General features: G+C 53.8%; 14 protein-coding genes. 6 read left to right on the top strand and 8 right to left on the bottom strand.

Annotation, left to right across the window (positions count from 1 at the left end; genetic code table 11):
* Nucleotides 1–366 precede the first annotated feature (366 nt).
* The gene (locus tag GE278_06425) at nt 367–1,830 is read left to right on the top strand and encodes an outer membrane porin, OprD family (GenBank protein QLK60421.1); all 1,464 of its coding nucleotides are present in this window, start codon (nt 367–369) and stop codon (nt 1,828–1,830) included.
* A 13-nt stretch (nt 1,831–1,843) separates the two neighbouring features.
* The gene (locus GE278_06430; GenBank protein ID QLK60422.1) at nt 1,844–2,185 is read left to right on the top strand and encodes a hypothetical protein; all 342 of its coding nucleotides are present in this window, start codon (nt 1,844–1,846) and stop codon (nt 2,183–2,185) included.
* A gap of 125 nt (nt 2,186–2,310) precedes the next feature.
* Here GE278_06430 and fur read toward each other — a convergent pair whose 3' ends face one another.
* Nucleotides 2,311–2,766: a ferric iron uptake transcriptional regulator gene (gene fur / locus GE278_06435; GenBank protein ID QLK60423.1), complete on the bottom strand. Its 456-nt coding sequence runs from the start codon at nt 2,764–2,766 to the stop codon at nt 2,311–2,313.
* A 314-nt stretch (nt 2,767–3,080) separates the two neighbouring features.
* Nucleotides 3,081–3,608, bottom strand: a complete 528-nt coding sequence (gene fldA, locus GE278_06440; protein ID QLK60424.1) for a flavodoxin FldA — start codon at nt 3,606–3,608, stop codon at nt 3,081–3,083.
* A gap of 418 nt (nt 3,609–4,026) precedes the next feature.
* Here fldA and GE278_06445 point away from each other — a divergent pair, with 418 nt between their 5' ends.
* Nucleotides 4,027–5,691 (top strand): methyl-accepting chemotaxis protein, encoded by a 1,665-nt coding sequence (locus tag GE278_06445; protein QLK60425.1) that lies wholly within the window; start codon nt 4,027–4,029, stop codon nt 5,689–5,691.
* A gap of 78 nt (nt 5,692–5,769) precedes the next feature.
* Here GE278_06445 and GE278_06450 read toward each other — a convergent pair whose 3' ends face one another.
* Entirely contained in the window at nt 5,770–6,051 is a 282-nt protein-coding gene (locus tag GE278_06450; protein QLK60426.1) for a LexA regulated protein, read from the bottom strand.
* 255 nt (nt 6,052–6,306) lie between these two features.
* Entirely contained in the window at nt 6,307–7,095 is a 789-nt protein-coding gene (locus tag GE278_06455) for an esterase (GenBank protein ID QLK63221.1), read from the bottom strand.
* A gap of 237 nt (nt 7,096–7,332) precedes the next feature.
* Between GE278_06455 and seqA the strand changes: the two genes are divergently transcribed.
* The 3 genes from seqA (at nt 7,333) to GE278_06470 (ending at nt 10,453) form a co-directional block, all read left to right on the top strand.
* Entirely contained in the window at nt 7,333–7,881 is a 549-nt protein-coding gene (gene seqA, locus GE278_06460) for a replication initiation negative regulator SeqA (protein ID QLK60427.1), read from the top strand.
* Between the two features lie 24 nt (nt 7,882–7,905).
* Nucleotides 7,906–9,549, top strand: coding sequence for an alpha-D-glucose phosphate-specific phosphoglucomutase (locus tag GE278_06465; protein ID QLK60428.1), 1,644 nt, complete (start codon nt 7,906–7,908; stop codon nt 9,547–9,549).
* 172 nt (nt 9,550–9,721) lie between these two features.
* Nucleotides 9,722–10,453, top strand: a complete 732-nt coding sequence (locus GE278_06470) for a PadR family transcriptional regulator (protein QLK60429.1) — start codon at nt 9,722–9,724, stop codon at nt 10,451–10,453.
* Here the strand turns inward: GE278_06470 and kdpE are convergent.
* From kdpE to kdpB, 4 genes are read right to left on the bottom strand one after another with little or no spacing between them, the layout of a single operon-like run.
* Nucleotides 10,443–11,132 carry a two-component system response regulator KdpE gene (gene kdpE / locus GE278_06475; GenBank protein ID QLK60430.1) on the bottom strand — a complete coding sequence of 230 codons (690 nt, stop codon included), beginning with the start codon at nt 11,130–11,132 and terminating at the stop codon, nt 10,443–10,445. The genes GE278_06470 and kdpE overlap by 11 nt on opposite strands.
* Complete coding sequence (kdbD, locus tag GE278_06480; GenBank protein ID QLK60431.1) at nt 11,129–13,828, bottom strand: two-component system sensor histidine kinase KdbD; 2,700 nt, start codon at nt 13,826–13,828, stop codon at nt 11,129–11,131. Before kdbD ends, kdpE begins: the two co-directional genes overlap by 4 nt.
* A 54-nt stretch (nt 13,829–13,882) precedes the next feature.
* Nucleotides 13,883–14,476 carry a potassium-transporting ATPase subunit KdpC gene (gene kdpC, locus GE278_06485; GenBank protein ID QLK60432.1) on the bottom strand — a complete coding sequence of 198 codons (594 nt, stop codon included), beginning with the start codon at nt 14,474–14,476 and terminating at the stop codon, nt 13,883–13,885.
* Between the two features lie 21 nt (nt 14,477–14,497).
* A complete protein-coding gene (gene kdpB / locus GE278_06490; protein QLK60433.1) occupies nt 14,498–16,564 on the bottom strand; it encodes a potassium-transporting ATPase subunit KdpB in 2,067 nt (688 codons plus the stop codon).
* Nucleotides 16,565–16,589: the final 25 nt, after the last annotated feature.

A 16,589-nucleotide genomic window follows, 5' to 3' on the forward strand; every position in this document is an offset into this window, starting at 1 on the left:
GGAAAACGGTGTATTTGATTTTTATCGCGAATTAATGTGTTTTTGATGGTCACTTTTTAGCTTTCTCATTTAAGCGATATGTGAATGCTGAAACGTGTAAAGCGTGTGGTTATTTTATTTAATTATTTGAATTTATTATGTTTAATTCTTTTCTGCCTATTGGATCCATTCCATGGTGCTTTTGTTACACTTTTTCATCTTTATGTGCACTTTGTCATATTTCAGCGATCAATGATTAATTACCCATTGATAATTCGTGTCGCGAAAAATACTCTTAACCTGCTTTTTACGGTTACGCCTTTGGCGGCCGCTTTTAATACCCATTTGGGTTTTGCATCATCTTTTTAGTCAAAATGAGGAAATTCTATGCACAAGCACCTTAATCGGGGCAGGGGATCGGCTTATCTGAAACCTGTGATGTACACTTTGGCCGGCACCTTATTAGGTGGCGGAATGACCTTTTCTAAAGAAGTAAAAGCGGAAGGCTTTATTGATGATTCCACGCTGACTGGCGGAGTTTATTACTGGCAACGTGAGCGTGATCGCAAAGATCTGAATAAGACCAAAGAAGAAACCCGACCTGACGGATCAAAAGTCACGGTCAACAATCCTGATTATGATAAGTACGCCACTAACCTTTCTCACTCCACCGCCAACCTGAATTTGGATTTCTCCTCCGGTTATGCGTGGGATATGTTCGGCATCGACGTCGCAGCTTTTACTGCGATTGAGCTCGCTGAAGCCAGCGACAGCGGCCATCCAAACGAAATTGCGTTTTCTTCTAAAAACCACGCCTACGATGAAGATTATTCGGGAGATAAAGGTGGGGTCAGTCTGTATAAAGCGGCAGGTAAATTCAAATACGGCGGATTCTGGGGGCACGCCGGTTATATCCAGCCAACCGGACAGACGCTGATAGCGCCGCACTGGAGCTTCATGCCGGGGACATACCGAGGGGCAGAAGCGGGCTATAAACATGACTTTGGTGAGCCAGGTGAACTGAGCTTCTCCTACATGTGGGCGGACGAATACAAATCGCCGTGGCATCTGGAAATGGATGATTTCCGCCAGAATGATAAGAAAACTGGCGTTTCGTACATCCACTCTCTGGGCGCGAAATACGACTTCAAAAATGATTTCGTCCTCGAGGCGGCCTATGGCCAGGCGGAAAGCTACGTCGATCAGTACTTCGCAAAAGCGTCCTATAAGGTCGATCTGCTGGGTAATCCGCTGACCACCAGCTACCAGTTCTACGGTGCCGAAGACCGCATCAGCGACAAAAACGATCCTAACAGTTTGTATGATGGTCTGGCATGGCTGCAGGCGCTGACATTCGGCTACACCACCGGCCAGTTCAACTGGCGTCTTGAAGGGACGATGGTCAAGGCTGAAGGGAATCAGGGCTATTTCCTGCAGCGTATGACACCGACTTACTCCTCATCCAACGGTCGTCTTGACGTGTGGTGGGATAACCGTTCTGACTTCAACGCCAATGGTGAAAAAGCAGTCTATGCCGGAGTGTTATATGATCTGGCGAAATGGGATCTGCCGGGCTTCGCAGTAGGGGGATCTTACGTTTATGCGTGGGACGCCAAGCCAAGCACCAATGCGGCTTATGACCAGAGCCAGCGCCTGAAAGAGAGCGCCTGGAGTCTGGATGCGCTGTACACCATTCAGGAAGGTCGCGCTAAAGGTACGCTGTTCAAACTGCATTACACCCAGTACGACAACCATTCGGATATCCCGAGCTGGGGTGGCGGTTACGGCAACATCTTCCAGGATGAAAAAGACGTCAAATTCATCGTTATCGCTCCATTCACTATTTTCTGAGGTCGCCATGTCGATGAATAAATTACTGATGATCGTTGTTACTTCCGTTCTGTTGACCGGTTGCGCACAAACTGCCGAGCAAGCTCAAATCTCGAAAACGCGCGAGGCCTACAGCGCCTGCATTAACACAGCGGAAGGTTCGCCGGACAAACTGGCTTCCTGCCAGGCGGTACTTACCGTTCTGAAACAGGAAAAGGCTCACCAGAAATTTGCTGAACAGGAAACGGTGCGCGTGGTGGATTACCAGCGCTGCCTGACCGCGCGTAAAACCGGTGACGGCCAGGCTTACTCCGACGACTGCGGCAAAATCTGGCAGGAAATCAGAGCGAACAATTCTCCAAAACCCACCAATTAAGAATTAAAAACCCCGGTTCGCCGGGGTTTTTTATATCTGATGTTCAGCACTTAGGCCAAAAAAAACCGCTTTTCAGCGGTTAGTTAAGGCTTTACGCAGACGGCAACATCGCCGAACCGGGCAGATTACTGCGCGGGCTTATCATTGTGCAAAGAATCATCTTCGCGGCAATCGCCTGCTTCACAGTGGCCGTACAGGTACAGGCTGTGGTTGGTCAGTTTGATGCCATGTTTCTTAGCGATTTCACGCTGACGACCTTCGATATATTCGTCACGGAATTCAATCACGCGGCCACAATCTAAGCAGATGAGGTGGTCGTGATGATGTTGCTGGGTCAGTTCGAATACGGATTTGCCGCCTTCGAAGTTATGACGGGTCACGATACCGGCGTCATCAAACTGGTTCAGAACGCGATAAACCGTCGCCAGACCAATCTCTTCACCCATATCAATCAGTTGTTTGTACAGATCTTCCGCACTCACGTGATGACCTTCCGGCGCTTGCAGCACTTCCAGGATTTTAAGGCGCGGAAGCGTGACTTTTAAGCCGGCTTTCTTCAGTGCGGTGTTGTTGTCAGTCATGCGGATTCAGTCCTGTTACTATGTGCTAATCAAGTTGAGGCATCGAGCCTGTGGCATCAGCGGCACAAAATTGTTCGTTTAGGATCCTTCGTTTAACGGAAGTGTGCCGATCCCCTAAACGATTGCCTGTTAATAAAGATCACTAAATGCCGGTCACATCAGATAATGCAACGACTTGATCGATAGAAAAAACAGATGAACTCAGTGTACCTTGATACCACTGAAAGTAACAATTTTGTTGTGGCTAAATTGTTAATTTCAGTAATAGTTTGGCCCTTCAATTGTAGAATAAATCCTCAGGGCCAACAGGGTTTTTAGCCAATAATTTCTGAAAGGCTTAATTCTTCTGTAATTTGCTTAACCCACGCATCAACGCGCTCATTGGTTAATTCAGGCTGACGGTCTTCGTCAATCGCCAGTCCGATGAAGTGTTTATCATCGGCCAGACCTTTGGAGGCTTCGAAGTGATAGCCTTCAGTGGGCCAGTGACCCACAATCACCGCGCCGCGTGGCTCAATGATGTCGCGCACGGTGCCCAGTGCATCACAGAAATATTCTGCATAGTCTTCCTGATCGCCACAGCCGAACAGCGCAACCAGCTTACCTTCGAAGTCGATCTCTTCCAGGCTTGGGAAGAAGTCGTCCCAGTCACACTGTGCTTCACCGTAATACCAGGTTGGAATACCGATCAGCAAGATATCGAATTTTTCCAGATCCTCTTTGCTGCTCTTCGCAATGTCATGCACCTCAGCAACATCTTTACCCAGCTGTTTCTGGATCATTTTTGCGATGTTTTCGGTGTTACCTGTATCGGATCCAAAGAAGATTCCTACTACGGCCATAAGATGTCTAACCTCTTGTTCTCAATGATAAGCCCTACTTTGCAGGCAATAATAACGCTGATAATAGCAAACTCGCGGGGCGGAGAATATGCTTCTGCTCGCCTTCTTAACTGACGAATAAGTTTATCGGCCAAACTTTTTAAGTGTTATCGCCTTCGTGTCTTTTGAATGCCGGTCTTAACCTCAAAGTTATTGAGGTTAAAAGCAAAGTGAAGAAATAATCTGACACTCTCCTTAAGTTTAGGCACGTCCAGCCGATAGATGATGCGAGAGCAATCTCAACATAATAAAGAAATCGATGCCCGGAGAGGTGTTCAAACATGTCCAGAGGCACCCGCCCGCTGGTTACACGTATTGATTCTCCGCATCCCCCTCAATCCTCAGACCAGAAACAGTCATGTTTCGAGAGAGGCATATCGTGCAGTTTTTGAAAAATATCACCATCAGGGCCGCTTTATTAAGCATTCTTGGCGTTTTTTGCGTCATGTGGGCGGGTGTATCGCTTTATACCGTCAGCTCGCTTAACACACTGACCCAAAACACCAGGAACAGTTCCGAACTCGTCAACAATATGGCGCTGATCAGCAAAGGAAATGATCAGTATTTTCGTACCGTCACCCGTCTGAGCCGTGCCGTCTCGCAGCTTCAGGCCGATCCGACCAAAGGACCTGAAATTTTTGATACCGCAAAGCAGTCCCTCGACGGTCTGACCCAGGCGCTGGCCGGTTTTAAAGCCGCGCCACATCCGGGTCTGGAAGAATCTGCTGTTCAGGAGTTGCTTGCCAGCTGGGAGAGTCTTGTCGCGCAGGGCGTAACACCGTTGTTTGAAGCTGCCAGCAGTAAAAAAATCGACGTGTACAACCAGTTAGCGAACGCCACCGTACCACCACTGAGTCGTGATTTTGGCGCGGCGATGCAAAAAGTCAGCGGCCAGATTGCGGTAGATTTCAGTACGGCGCAGGCACAATCAAACCATCTGACGTATCTGAGCAAAGTCATTCAGATCACTGCGTTCATCATTGGTCTGATTATTCTGCTGCTGACCGACCGCTATCTGGTCATGGCGTTGGTGAAACCGCTGGATAAGATCCGCGATCAGTTTGCGCTGATTGCCAGCGGTGACCTGACAAATCATATGGAAGAGTTTGGTAAAAACTGTGCCGGTAAGCTGATCCCGTTACTGAACATCATGCAGGCCAGTCTGGTGAACACCGTTCAAACTATCCGCAATTGTACCAACAACATTTATCAGGGCGCTTCAGAGATTTCAGCCGGCAATAACGATCTCTCCTCCCGTACGGAAGAGCAGGCCTCGGCGCTGGAAGAAACGGCGGCCAGCATGGAAGAACTGACCGCTACGGTGAAACACAATTCCGATAATGCCCATCACGCCAGCCAGCTGGTGATTGAAGCATCCGGCACTGCCCGCAAAGGCGGTAGTATTGTGGCCGACGTCGTCAGCACAATGAAAGATATCTCCGGCAGCTCGAAGAAAATTGCTGAGATAACCTCGGTCATCAACAGCATCGCTTTCCAGACTAACATTCTGGCGCTGAACGCCGCGGTAGAAGCCGCGCGCGCAGGCGAACAGGGGCGCGGATTTGCCGTCGTTGCCAGCGAAGTGCGCAATCTGGCACAGCGCAGCGCGCAGGCAGCGAAAGAGATCGAGCAGCTTATCAGCGAATCAGTTTCCCGCGTTGACAGCGGTTCTAAACTGGTGGAAAACGCCGGTCAGACCATGGATGAAGTAGTGCGCTCAATTACGCATGTCACCGACATTATGGCGGAAATCGCGTCTGCATCTGATGAGCAAAGCAAAGGCATCAGTCAGGTCGCCGTGGCGGTTACGCAGATGGATAGCGTGACACAGCAAAACGCCTCACTGGTCGAACAGGCTTCTCAGGCTGCCGTATCTCTGGAAGAACAGGCCGCATTGCTGAACAACGCCGTGGCGACGTTCAAACTGCGGGACAGCGTGACGCGCGTCGGGTCAAAACCTGCGGGGATGACTTCTGCGCCGTTATTACGACCAGATACGAGAATGATTTCTGCGAAAAGTTCGGAAAACTGGGAAACGTTCTGAGTGATGCAGTGAAGTGAGTTGTTAACAGTATAAAGAGAAAAAACAAACGGGTAGCCTGAGAGGGTTACCCGTTTTTCATCAGCCTTCATGACCGTTAAGATGCGCAAGCAGCATCTCTTCAATCAATTCGCTACGACTGATATTGCGCTCTTCTGCCAGCTTATTGAGCGTATCAACAGCATCAGCGTTCATTTTCAGCTCAACGCGACGCAGGCCGCTCGCTTTATCGCGGCGCAACTGGTTGCGCTTGTTAATCCTGAGCTGTTCATCACGGGATAGCGGATTTGTTTTTGGACGCCCCGGACGGCGGTCATCTGCGAACAGATCAATCGTCGTGCGATCCAGTTGTTCTTTTGCCATAGGTAGCGGTACAACCAGGGAAGTTTTTACATCGGAAAACGGCAAGCCGATTCCTGACGAGCGTTTCACACATTTCGGGCTAAGAAACCCTGACCCAATTCACCCCCCGCAACTCAACCTGAGCGAAACGGGGCGGCAAAATTATAGCGCGCAATCATACCCTAGCGCGCCAGGAGTTCACAACGCCTGATTACCCTGATTTCATGATAACTTCTGAAGTTGTGCAGACTTTTTGCACAATTTATCCCCAGGATGTTAAACCTCAGGCGAATCGATGAAACGATGCACAGCACGCAGCACAGCGTCAGGTTTTTCCGCGTGAACCCAGTGGCCGGTTCCTGCGACCACATAGGCTTTTGCCTGCGGGAACTGGCGGGCAATATCTTCGCGGTAGGCGTCTTGCACATACGGCGACAGACCGCCGCGAATGAATAACGCCGGGTGATCCCACGCGGGCACATTCTCCCAGCCGATAATGGTTTCGTACTGACTCATCAATACCGGTACGTTGAAGCGCCATTCTCCCTGCTGGAATGATTTCAGCAGGAACTGGATCACGCCGTCTTCCTTTATATGCTCTTGCATGCAGGCGGTGGCAGACGTGCGATCGCGCACTCCGGCGGCGGTCACGGCGTTGATCGCCGCAAAAATTTCATCGTGGCGGCGGGTGTGATAATCCACCGGGGCGATATCAATAGCGATCAGCTTTTCGATGCGATCCGGGATAAGCGCCGTCAGCGCCATCGCGGCTTTCCCCCCCATGGAGTGGCCGATAACGATGAGTTTTTGGAAACCAACTTCCTCTAACGTTTCCACTAAATCCTGCGCCATCGCGGCGTAAGACATCTCTTGTGAGCGTCCGGACTGGCCGTGGTTACGTAAATCCACCTGCAACACTCTATGCTGTTGTTTCAGGTCGCGGGCCAGAACACCCAGATTATCGAGGGTTCCGAACAAACCGTGGATTAGCAAAACCGGCAGGGCAGTGCTGTCAGTGACTTCAGGTTCTTGCAGGCGATAATGTAATTTCATGGCGAAGTTCATACAGATAAACAATCTCATTAGGTTATCATGAGTGGCGGATAATTTTTTAAAACAGAAAGTTTTCTGCCAGATGCCTGAGCGGGATTTCACTACGTGGAGAAAACAGGCCGGAGCCAGCATGCAGCAAAGGTAATAATTCTGCTTTTTGCTTCGCGGCACGATTCCCTGTTTGTAAACGCGTAGAAATTTGTATAATCCTTTTGAACAAATTAAGTAGAAAAACAGTACTGGATAAAGATGAAAACTATTGAGGTTGACGAAGAACTCTACCGCTACATTGCCAGCCACACACAAGCTATCGGTGAAAGTGCGTCTGATATTCTGCGCCGTATGTTGAAGTTTACTGCCGGTCAGACCGCACCTGCTGCGCCAGCGGCTAACATTCCCGGCACCGTCGTTCAGGAAAAACCGACCGTTGCCGCGGCACCGACGTCGCGTGATAAAGTCCGCGCCGTTCGCGAACTGCTGCTTTCCGATGAATATGCCGAGCAGACCAAAGCGGTGAACCGCTTTATGCTGATCCTGTCGACCTTGTACAGCCTGAACTCGAAAGAATTTGCCGCCGCGACCGATTCACTGACCGGCCGTACGCGTACCTATTTTGCCGCTGACCAGCAAACGTTGCTGCAAAACGGCATCCATACCAAACCCAAACACGTTCCTGGAACGCCGTATTGGGTGATCACAAATACCAACACAGGTCGCAAACGCAGCATGATAGAACACATCATGCAGCTCATGCAGTTCCCGGCGGAACTGACTGATAAAGTGTGCGGCACCCTCTAATTTCAGCGTCAGGGAGAAGCGCCAGTGGCTAATCACCCCCGTGCAGGGCAACCTGCTCAGCAAAGCGATTTGATTAATGTGGCGCAGTTAACGTCACAATATTACGTTCTGCAACCGGACCCACAAAACACCGCCCATGCGGTGAAATTCGGGACGTCCGGCCATCGCGGTAGCTCGTTGCGTCACAGCTTTAATGAAGCGCACATTCTGGCAATTGCTCAGGCGATTGCCGAAGTGCGCAAAGAGCAGGGCACCACCGGTCCGTGCTACGTGGGGAAAGATACCCATGCGCTGTCCGAACCGGCATTTATCTCCGTGCTGGAAGTGCTGACGGCCAACGGCGTTGACGTCATCGTGCAGGACAATAACGGTTTCACCCCAACTCCGGCGGTGTCTCACGCGATCCTGACCCACAACCGCAAGGGCGGCGCACTGGCTGATGGCATCGTCATCACCCCGTCGCACAACCCACCGGAAGATGGCGGCATCAAATATAACCCGACCAACGGCGGTCCGGCAGATACCAATCTGACCTCGGTTATCGAGAAACGCGCCAACGCTCTGCTGGCGGCGAAGCTTTCCGGCATCAAGCGTCAGTCTTTGGATCAGGCGTGGAAAAGTGGTCATCTGGTCGAACAGGATTTGGTTCAGCCGTTTATCGAAGGCCTGACCGAAATCGTCGACATGGCCGCGATTCAGAAAGCCGGTCTGAAGCTGGGTGTGGATCCTCTCGGTGGTTCCGGTATTGAATACTGGAAGCGTATCGCTGAGCATTACAAACTGGATCTGACGCTGGTGAACGATCACGTCGATCAGACTTTCCGTTTCATGCATCTCGACCACGACGGCGTGATCCGCATGGACTGCTCGTCTGAATCCGCAATGGCCGGTTTGCTGGCGCTGCGTGATAAATTCGATCTGGCCTTTGCCAACGACCCTGACTACGATCGCCATGGTATCGTGACGCCTGCTGGTTTAATGAACCCGAATCATTATCTGGCCGTGGCGATTCAGTACCTGTTCCAGCATCGCCCGCAATGGGGCAAAGACGTCGCTGTCGGTAAAACGCTGGTCTCAAGCGCAATGATCGACCGCGTTGTTGAAGATTTGGGGCGTAAACTGGTCGAAGTTCCGGTCGGTTTCAAATGGTTCGTCGATGGTTTGTTCGACGGCAGCTTCGGTTTTGGTGGCGAAGAAAGTGCAGGGGCTTCCTTCCTGCGTTTCGATGGCACACCGTGGTCTACTGACAAAGACGGCATCATCATGTGCCTGCTGGCAGCAGAAATTACCGCAGTTACCGGTAAGAACCCGCAGGAGCATTACAACGAGCTGGCTGCCCGTTTTGGTGCGCCAAGCTACAACCGCATTCAGGCGCCTGCAACACACGCCCAGAAAGCCGCATTGTCTAAACTTTCCCCTGAACAGGTGAAAGCCGACACGCTGGCCGGTGACCCGATCACCGCCCGTCTGACCAACGCACCGGGTAACGGCGCATCGATCGGCGGTCTGAAAGTGATGACCAAAAACGGCTGGTTTGCAGCACGTCCGTCCGGCACAGAAGAAGCCTATAAAATCTATTGTGAAAGCTTCCTCGGTGCAGAGCATCGCGAGCAAATCGAGAAAGAAGCCGTAGAAATCGTCAGCAAAGTGCTCGCCGACGCAAAATAATCCGGTTTCGGATCCTGACTAAAAGCGCTGATTATTCAGCGCTTTTTTTTGTCCGCAATTTACGAAATAAAAAAGATATATCTAAATGTGCATTCAGGCTTGCCAGATTTTGAAATCCGATCTAGTTTAGATATATCGAAATAATTCGATATATCTAAATAGGACATAAAATATGTTTAGCAAAATGTTTGAAGGCCGCCATCGCGGTCACGGCAGTCGGGAAGAAGGGCAACGCGGCCATTGCCGTCATGAATCAGAAGTGAGCGGTCACAGCGAACGTCATGCACTGCGCCGTGACGGACGTCATCGCGGTGAGGAACGTGGAGAAGAAGGGCGCGAGCGTCGCGGTGGTCGTGGCGAAGGCCGGCGGGGCGGTCCTCGCGGCGAACGCGCTGTGCATCGTCTGTTCGAGCACGGTGATTTACGCCGCGTCCTGCTGGCGCTGGTGGCAAAGAAACCGAGTCATGGGTATGAGCTGATTAAAGCCATCGAAGAAGCCTCGTCTGGCCTGTATGTGCCAAGTCCGGGTGTGATTTATCCGACGCTGACCCTGCTGGAAGAACAAGATTTTCTGGAAGCCGTGGCCACCGGAAATGGTCGCAAAAGCTATCAGATAACCGAAGCCGGCAAAAATGAACTGGCGCAGCATCAGGAAGTTGTGGATATCATTTTTGCCCGCCTGGCCGGTGCAACCCGACCGAAGGGAAATAATCTGGCGGAAGGCATCCATGAAACTATGCATCGCCTCAAACATGCGCTGCGCGGTAACATGATGCGTGATGATTTAACGCCGGAGCAAGTGTTGCGCGTGAGCGCGATTTTACAGCAGGCGGCTGAAAGCATCGAAGCGGAATTTGCGCCCGTGAAAACCGACACTGACGCACCTGAAGCCCCTAAGGCATAAAGCGATAACCGACCCCGGTTTCGGTCAGTAAATGACGCGGACGGGTGGCGTCGGCCTCCAGTTTCTGGCGCAAATGCCCCATGTAGATGCGCAGATAATGGCTGTGTTCGACGTAATTCGGGCCCCAGACGTGGCTCAATAACTGACGCTGAGTAATAACTTTGCCGCTGTTTGCCAGCAGCTCGGCCAGCAGGCGAAACTCGATCGGCGTCAGATGACAATCTTCACCGTTACGCTGTACGCGCCGGTTAATCAGATCCACCGTCACATCGGAAAACGTGACCAGAGGGCTTTCCTGCGAGCTGTTTGCCTGACGGCGCAGCGCCACGCGGACCCGTGCCAGTAATTCACCGACGCCAAATGGCTTAGTGAGAAAATCATCAGCACCGGCATCCAGCGCGGCAATCTTGTCTTCCTCGCGGATGCGTGCCGACAGCACAATGATCGGGATCGCGCTCCAGTTGCGCAAATCGCGAATATAGGTCAGGCCGTCCCCGTCCGGTAAACCGAGATCGAGAATAATCAGATCCGGTTTTCGCGTGCCGGCCTCAATCAGCCCGCGCTGCAGTGTTTCACTTTCAAACACCCGTAAGCCTTCCGCTTCCAGCGCAGTGCGCACAAAGCGGCGGATTTCTTTTTCGTCTTCAACAATCAAAATATTGATGGGGGATGCGGTCACGAGGCCTCGTCGATGTCTTTTTCCATGTCATTCTCCATATCAGGCATGGCTTCCAGCGGCAGCCTGAAACGGAAACGCGCACCGCCGTCCGGACCATTTTCTGCCCAGATCCGTCCGTCGTGCACCTCAATAATGGCACGACAAATGGCTAATCCCAACCCCACACCCGGAATGGCGGATTCTTTATTCCCGCGCGCGAACTTCTCAAAGATTCTTTGCTCGGTACCCGCCGCAATGCCGGGGCCGTTATCCCAGACTTCGATCTCCAGCCACTCGTCGAGCGGCGTCGCTTTGATGCCGATGGTCGCACCGATCCCGGCATATTTATGGGCGTTCTCCAGCAAGTTGATCAGCACCCGTTCGATCAGGCTGGCATCACAGTTCACCAGCACCATTTCTGCTGGTAAATCGATTTTGATATTGTCGTTCGCCAGCACCGGCTCCAGCATCCGCAGGGCGCTGCCGGTGATCTCTTCCACCGACTGCCACTCTTTGCGCAGATTAAATCCGCCCGACTGAATACGCGCCATATCCAGCAAATTGTTTACCAGCCGCGTAGTGCTCAGTACCTGCTGGCGGATCTGGCTGGCCTGTGGTGCATGCTTCGAACCTTCCGATGCTAAATCCAGCGTCAGGATTTCCGCTTGTCCGAACAGGACGGTGAGTGGTGTACGTAAATCGTGAGAGAGCGCCGAAAGCAGCGAGTTGCGCAGCTGTTCGCGCTCGGTTTCCAGACGTGCAGATTCCGCGCTGGCAGCCAGATGCAGGCGCTCGAGGGCGTTGGCGATAAGCACGGTAAACGTCTGCAACAGACGCTGTTGTTCCGGTACCAGCAACTGGCGGATGTTGGTAGGTTCCACCGCCAGTAGCCCGCAGGATCCGCCCGAGGCCACCAGTGGCAGTAGCTGATACGGCACGCCGGGCAGCGTATCGGTACCGGCACCGGCGGGCTGTTTCTTATCAAAACTCCAGCGCGCAATGGCATCGTCAACGACAATCGACGTCACCTCTGCGGCAGGCTGCGCCAGCTCGCCGTTTTCCTGCGGCAGCAGAATGGCGGTTTTGGCGTGCAGGCTGGAGGATATAAAGTGGCGGCTGGTTTGCGCGATGGCTTCCGGCGTCAGCGCCTGACTGAGGCTTTTCGACATCTCATACAGATGTTGTGCGCGTTTCTCGCGGTGGCGGGCGATGCGGGCCTGATAACGTACTCCGGCGGTGAGGTTCCCGATCAGAATACCGACCAGCAGCATCACGCCGAAGGTCACCAGATATTGTGCGTCGGTAACGGCGAGCGAGCCGCGCGGCTGCACAAAGAATAAGTCAAAACTGACGACGTTAATTACCGCCGCCAGCACTGATGGCCAGCGGCCATAAAACAGGGCGACGATCACCACACCGAGCAGATACACCATCACCAGGTTGGCCTGATCGAACGCCGGGATCAGCCACTGCGACAGCACGGTGATCAGCGCGCACAGCGCCACGGCCAGCGAGCAGCCCCACAACTGGCGGCTGAACCGGTCGGCAAAGGTGCGTGAATCCTGCTCTTTGCGCACCGGTGCGGCGGGGGAATCTTCCAGCCCGACGATAATCAGGTCGAGATCCGGGCCAATATCTGCCAGTTTGTCGGCAAAGCTGCCGCCGGGCTTCCAGCGTTTTTCACGGCGGCGGCCCATCATGATTTTGCCCAGACGATGCTCGCGGGCGTAGCGCAGAATCGCCTGTTCTTCGTGTGGTTCTGAAAGTGTGGCGGTTTCTGCGCCCAGTTCCTGCGCCAGTTTCAGTGAATGCAAAATCGCGCGGCGCTGGCCTTCCGGTAACCGGTGCAGACGCGGCGTTTCGACATAAACAGCATGCCAGACGCAGCCGAGGCGCGCCGCCAGACGGGACGCGACGCGCACCAGTTTTTCGTTACCGCCGCCATGCCCGATGCATAACAGTAGCGCATCACGGGTATGCCAGACTCGGTTGACGCCCTGATCGTCGCGGTATTCCCGCATTTGATCGTCAACACGATCGGCGGTGCGGCGCAGGGAAAGTTCGCGCAGAGCAATCAGATTGCCTTTACGGAAAAAGTGCTCGATGGCGCGTTCGGCCTGGCCGGGAATATAGACTTTGCCTTCTTTCAGGCGCTGACGCAGGGAGTCGGGAGGTAAATCCACCAGCACCACTTCGCTGGCATCATCAAACAGACGATCGGGGACGGTTTCACGAATGATAATGCCGGTCACGCCGCTGACCACGTCGTTCAGGCTTTCCAGATGCTGAACATTCACGGTGGTGAAAACGTCGATACCGGCATTGAGTAATTCTTCGATATCCTGCCAGCGTTTTGGATGGCGCGAACCCGCGGCGTTACTGTGTGCCAGTTCGTCCATCAGAATCAGGGCAGGGCGGCGGGCCAGTGCCGCGTCGAGGTCAAACTCCAGCACCTGACGGCCGCGATGGTGAATGCGCCTGGGCGGCAGCAGCGTCAGGCCCGGCAGCAGCGCTTGCGTTTCCTGCCGCCCGTGAGTTTCCACCACGCCGACCAGCACATCGAGACCGGTGGCGCGCAACCTCTGCGCTTCCTGCAACATGGCGTATGTTTTCCCAACGCCTGCGCAGGCGCCGAAAAAGACCTTCAGTTGCCCGCGCGGCTTCTCATTGGCGAGCGCCAGTAAGCTGTCAGGGTCGGGGCGATTATCTTCTGTCATATTATCCTTCATACTTCGGGCCGCCTTCCTGCGACCCGAATTATTTTGGCTAAATTAATTGGCTTTCAGTTTATCCAGCGCCTGATTGAGTTCCAGCACGTTGACCACGGTCGGACCGAGATAACCTATCAGCGGTGATGATGTATTATCATCAATCAATTTATCCACTTGCGCCAGTGGCAACCCGCGCGCGGTGGCAATGCGCTGAGCCTGCCATTGTGCCGCCTCAACCGAAATCTGCGGATCAAGCCCGCTGCCGCTGGCAGTCACCAGATCCACCGGCACCGTCGCCGGGCTTTGCGGATTGGCTTTACGCAGCGCTGCGATACGATCTTTCACCGCCTGATCCAGCGCCGGGTTACTGGCCGCCAGATTGCTGCCCGCTGACGCCATCGGGTTATACGGCGAATCGGACGTCACTGACGGACGCCCCCAGAAGTAATCGTTGCGGGTAAAATTCTGCCCGATAAGCTCCGATCCAATCACTTTGTCGCTGCTGTCTTTGATGAGTGAACCCCGTGCCTGCGAGCTGAACACCAGTTCGGAAACGCCGGTGGTCAGCAGGGGATAGGCCACACCGGTCGCCAGCGTCAGCAGGACGGTCATCACCAGAGCCGGGCGAACATACGCAATACGTGTAACAGACATAATGGTCTTCCTTTTAATCAATCAGCTCAGGTGTAAAACGGTCAGGATCATGTCGATAAGTTTGATCCCGACAAACGGCACCAGCAGACCACCCACGCCATAAATCCACAGGTTACGGCGCAACAGCGACGCGGCGCTCATGGCTTTATAACTCACGCCTTTCAGCGCCAGCGGGATCAGGAACACAATCACCAGGGCGTTGAAAATGACCGCCGACATAATGGCCGAAGACGGTGAGGTCAGGTGCATCACGTTCAGGGCATTCAGCTGCGGATAGGTCGCCGCAAAGGCTGCCGGAATGATGGCAAAATACTTGGCGACGTCGTTGGCGATACTGAACGTGGTCAGCGAGCCGCGGGTCATCAGCATCTGCTTACCGATGTGCACCACTTCAATCAGCTTGGTTGGGTTGGAATCCAGATCCACCATGTTCCCGGCTTCTTTCGCTGCCTGCGTACCGGAGTTCATCGCCACCGCCACGTCAGCCTGCGCCAGCGCCGGGGCATCGTTGGTACCGTCGCCGGTCATGGCCACCAGACGACCTTCAGACTGGTACTGGCGGATCAGCGCCAGTTTAGCTTCCGGCGTGGCTTCGGCCAGAAAATCATCGACGCCCGCTTCGGCGGCAATGGCTGCCGCTGTCAGACGGTTATCCCCGGTGATCATCACCGTTTTGATGCCCATTTTGCGCAGTTCAGCGAAACGTTCCTTGATGCCACCCTTGACGATGTCTTTCAGTTCAACCACACCCAGTACTTTCGCGCCTTCGGCCACCACCAGCGGCGTACCGCCTTTACGCGCCACGGTTTCCACCAGCCCGTCGACGGCTTTCGGGAACGTACCGCCGTTGGATTCCACATGGCGACGGATAGCATCTACCGCGCCTTTACGGATATTACGGTCGCCGACGTTCACGCCGCTCATACGGGTTTGCGCCGAGAAGGGGACGAAAGTGGCATTCAGCGAGTGAATGTCGCGTTCACGCAGATTAAAGCGCTGTTTTGCCAGTACCACGATACTGCGGCCTTCCGGCGTTTCATCGGCCAGTGAAGATAACTGCGCGGCATCGGCCAGTTCCTGTTCCGTCACCTGAGGGGAGGGCAGGAACTGCGATGCCTGGCGGTTACCCAGCGTGATGGTGCCGGTTTTATCCAGCAACAATACATCCACATCACCGGCAGCTTCCACCGCACGGCCGCTGGTGGCGATCACGTTGGCTTCCAGCATGCGGCTCATCCCCGCGACGCCGATAGCTGACAGTAAACCGCCAATGGTGGTCGGGATCAGACACACCAGCAGCGCGACCAGCACGGTCACGGTGACCGGAATACCGGCATGACTGGCGTCCACGCTAAACAGTGAGAACGGATACAGCGTGGCGGTTGCCAGCACGAAGACCAGCGTCAGTGCCACCAGCAAAATGGTCAGCGCGACTTCGTTTGGCGTTTTGCGACGCTTCGCCCCTTCGACCATAGCGATCATGCGGTCGAGGAAGGTGTCGCCAGGGTTAGCAGAACACTGCACCACCAGCCAGTCGGAGAGTACGCGCGTCCCGCCGGTCACTGAGGAGAAGTCGCCACCGGATTCGCGGATCACCGGCGCAGACTCGCCGGTGATCGCGCTTTCATCCACCGATGCGCCGCCGACCAGCACTTCCCCGTCGCACGGCACGGTATCCCCGGCTTCGATCAGCACCATATCGCCTTTACGCAACTCGTCCGCAGCGACTTTGATCACCGGTGATTCCGGGCGTGGTTCATAGATTTTCTTCGCCCAGCTGGTTTTCTGCACGCCCTTCAGGCTCTGCGCCTGCGCCTTACTGCGGCCTTCCGCCAGCGCTTCGGCAAAGTTGGCGAAGAGCACGGTGAACCACAGCCACAGCGACACGCTGCCGGTAAAGGCGGCGCTGCCGTCGGTGCGATGCAGCAGGATCGCCAGCCAGATAACCGTGGTCAGAATACTGCCCAGATACACCACGAACATCACTGGATTGCGCCACTGAACGCGTGGATCCAGCTTTTTCGCCGCATCCCACAGGGCAGTGCGGATCAGGCGAGGTTCAAACAGCGCACGTTGTTTACGAGTCATTTTATTAATCTCTATATTCATTAAT

This window comes from Enterobacteriaceae bacterium Kacie_13 (genome assembly GCA_013457415.1).
Classification (GTDB): Bacteria; Pseudomonadota; Gammaproteobacteria; order Enterobacterales; family Enterobacteriaceae; genus Rahnella.